This is a genomic window from Vibrio sp. 03_296 (assembly GCF_002265885.1).
Window position 1 is genome coordinate 1 of the sequence record NZ_NPKW01000482.1, and the last position, 1,461, is coordinate 1,461.

General features: G+C 47.2%; 5 protein-coding genes. All 5 read right to left on the reverse strand.

Going from position 1 to position 1,461, the window contains the following annotated elements:
* A partial coding sequence (locus CIK04_RS33910; protein ID WP_325205823.1) for a hypothetical protein occupies positions 1-248 on the reverse strand: 248 nt, incomplete at its 3' end.
* An 18-nt stretch (positions 249-266) separates the two neighbouring features.
* On the reverse strand, positions 267-608 hold the full coding sequence (locus tag CIK04_RS33915; RefSeq protein ID WP_325205824.1) for a hypothetical protein: 342 nt from the start codon (positions 606-608) through the stop codon (positions 267-269).
* A gap of 264 nt (positions 609-872) precedes the next feature.
* Positions 873-1,019: a hypothetical protein gene (locus tag CIK04_RS33920; protein ID WP_325205825.1), complete on the reverse strand. Its 147-nt coding sequence runs from the start codon at positions 1,017-1,019 to the stop codon at positions 873-875.
* Between the two features lie 13 nt (positions 1,020-1,032).
* Positions 1,033-1,155 carry a hypothetical protein gene (locus CIK04_RS33925; RefSeq protein ID WP_325205826.1) on the reverse strand — a complete coding sequence of 41 codons (123 nt, stop codon included), beginning with the start codon at positions 1,153-1,155 and terminating at the stop codon, positions 1,033-1,035.
* Positions 1,146-1,295: a hypothetical protein gene (locus tag CIK04_RS33930; protein WP_325205827.1), complete on the reverse strand. Its 150-nt coding sequence runs from the start codon at positions 1,293-1,295 to the stop codon at positions 1,146-1,148. The genes CIK04_RS33925 and CIK04_RS33930 overlap by 10 nt, the downstream gene beginning before the upstream one ends.
* Positions 1,296-1,461 lie beyond the last annotated feature (166 nt).

Here is a 1,461-nt window from a genome sequence, read left to right on the forward strand (position 1 = left end):
TTCGGCCCAACGTGGGTTAACCTTCGCYGCACCGGTTTGATGTTCCAATACCAAGTGCCCGCGTCAGTGCCTCGAATCACGTTCTCCAGACGCTCATGCTCTTCTTTCAACTTGTTTCGTGTCAGTGAAATCACCTTCAACATGTCATTGACCGTTTTGGTTAAAATGTTCAATTCTGTGTAAGGGGAAGGCGCCAACATATTGATAGGTAAGCCATCCTGATCTCGATGCTCAAGGCGAATGGGCAATCCGATTTAGTGGATGAATCAAAATCCAGACGGATAAGAAACAATGGCCAAAAACGCTTGGACCAACAAGAGCACCAACACGGTGGCGGTAATGTTCAGTAGCAAATAGCGCTTTTCCAGCACCAATAGCTCCCCACTCACATACACATCCACACGTCCGATCTGATTGCCTTCTTCATCGTGGATCTCTGAACTCTTTTGGTAGAGTGCCTGATTCAATAAGGTTTGTTGTTGTAAGTCTTCGCTTTGAAATTCACTCAGATGAGAAGAGGACCTTTTCACGTAGCCAGTGAGATAACTTTTTTGCCCTGTCAGCTCTGCCATTTGAAAGTTATCGACCAAGATAAGCCAGCAATGCATCGTGATTCTCTGTGTTGATTTCGGTATAGAGCAGTTTGTCGTATTCGTGATCTGGTAGGTGTCCACATACCCTGAATCGTCGTACTTAGCCTCACGCACTCTCTTCCGCTTGGCCACGTATCTCGCTTTCTACGTGCTCGCTGCGCAAGGAATAGTTGTAAACACCATAGCCAATGAAGACGATGGATGTCAGGTGATGATCATACTGATACTAAGAAAGAGCGTTWAATGAACGCCGATGATGAAAAAGCGGCCACCTCACTGTCATTGCGCCCCTCCTTCGTGCCCAAGTACATTACGCTGAATGGTGCTGAGCAGGCTGTCTAGGTTTTGCGATGACACGGCCAGTACTTCCAGTTGTTGCTCTTTTGCCACCGTATGACCTAAAAGAAACTGATGCAGAGAGTTCATTGCTCTCTCCCCATCAAAAAGGTTGTTGCATGCCTGAGCCAACGAGCTGCTGAGAACGGATCATATCGATGATCTGCTCAGCGTCAAAACAGATCAACAACACTTTGTCTCTTTGACCTAATGAATTCAATCGCATCGAGTGCCGCTTGGTAAGCGATCCGAGCCCTGCAACCAAATGGCGCGTATTTTGCGATGCTCACGCAACATCGTTTGGGTGAAAATAAAGGTCTCTTGGTAGCTGAAATCTTTTTGCTGTTTGATCGCCGCAATGCGCATGCCTGTTGCTTGGCCGCCTCAATAAACCTTCCGTTCGTTCAATGCCATTCTTGCGTTTTTGCGGATGCGACCACACCACTCACCATTTGCCAGCCTTTCTCTTTCATGGCCGACGCCAGTATTTGAGCTAATTGAAAGGCGCCGGAAAAGTTATCCGACTCAATAT

Bases quoted from the DNA above. Each gene is read 5' to 3' on its own strand.
- CIK04_RS33915 (WP_325205824.1), bottom strand. From the start codon at position 608: ATGCATTGCTGGCTTATCTTGGTCGATAACTTTCAAATGGCAGAGCTG.
- CIK04_RS33920 (WP_325205825.1), bottom strand. From the start codon at position 1,019: ATGAACTCTCTGCATCAGTTTCTTTTAGGTCATACGGTGGCAAAAGAG.
- CIK04_RS33925 (WP_325205826.1), bottom strand. From the start codon at position 1,155: ATGCGATTGAATTCATTAGGTCAAAGAGACAAAGTGTTGTTGATCTGT.
- CIK04_RS33930 (WP_325205827.1), bottom strand. From the start codon at position 1,295: ATGCGCATTGCGGCGATCAAACAGCAAAAAGATTTCAGCTACCAAGAG.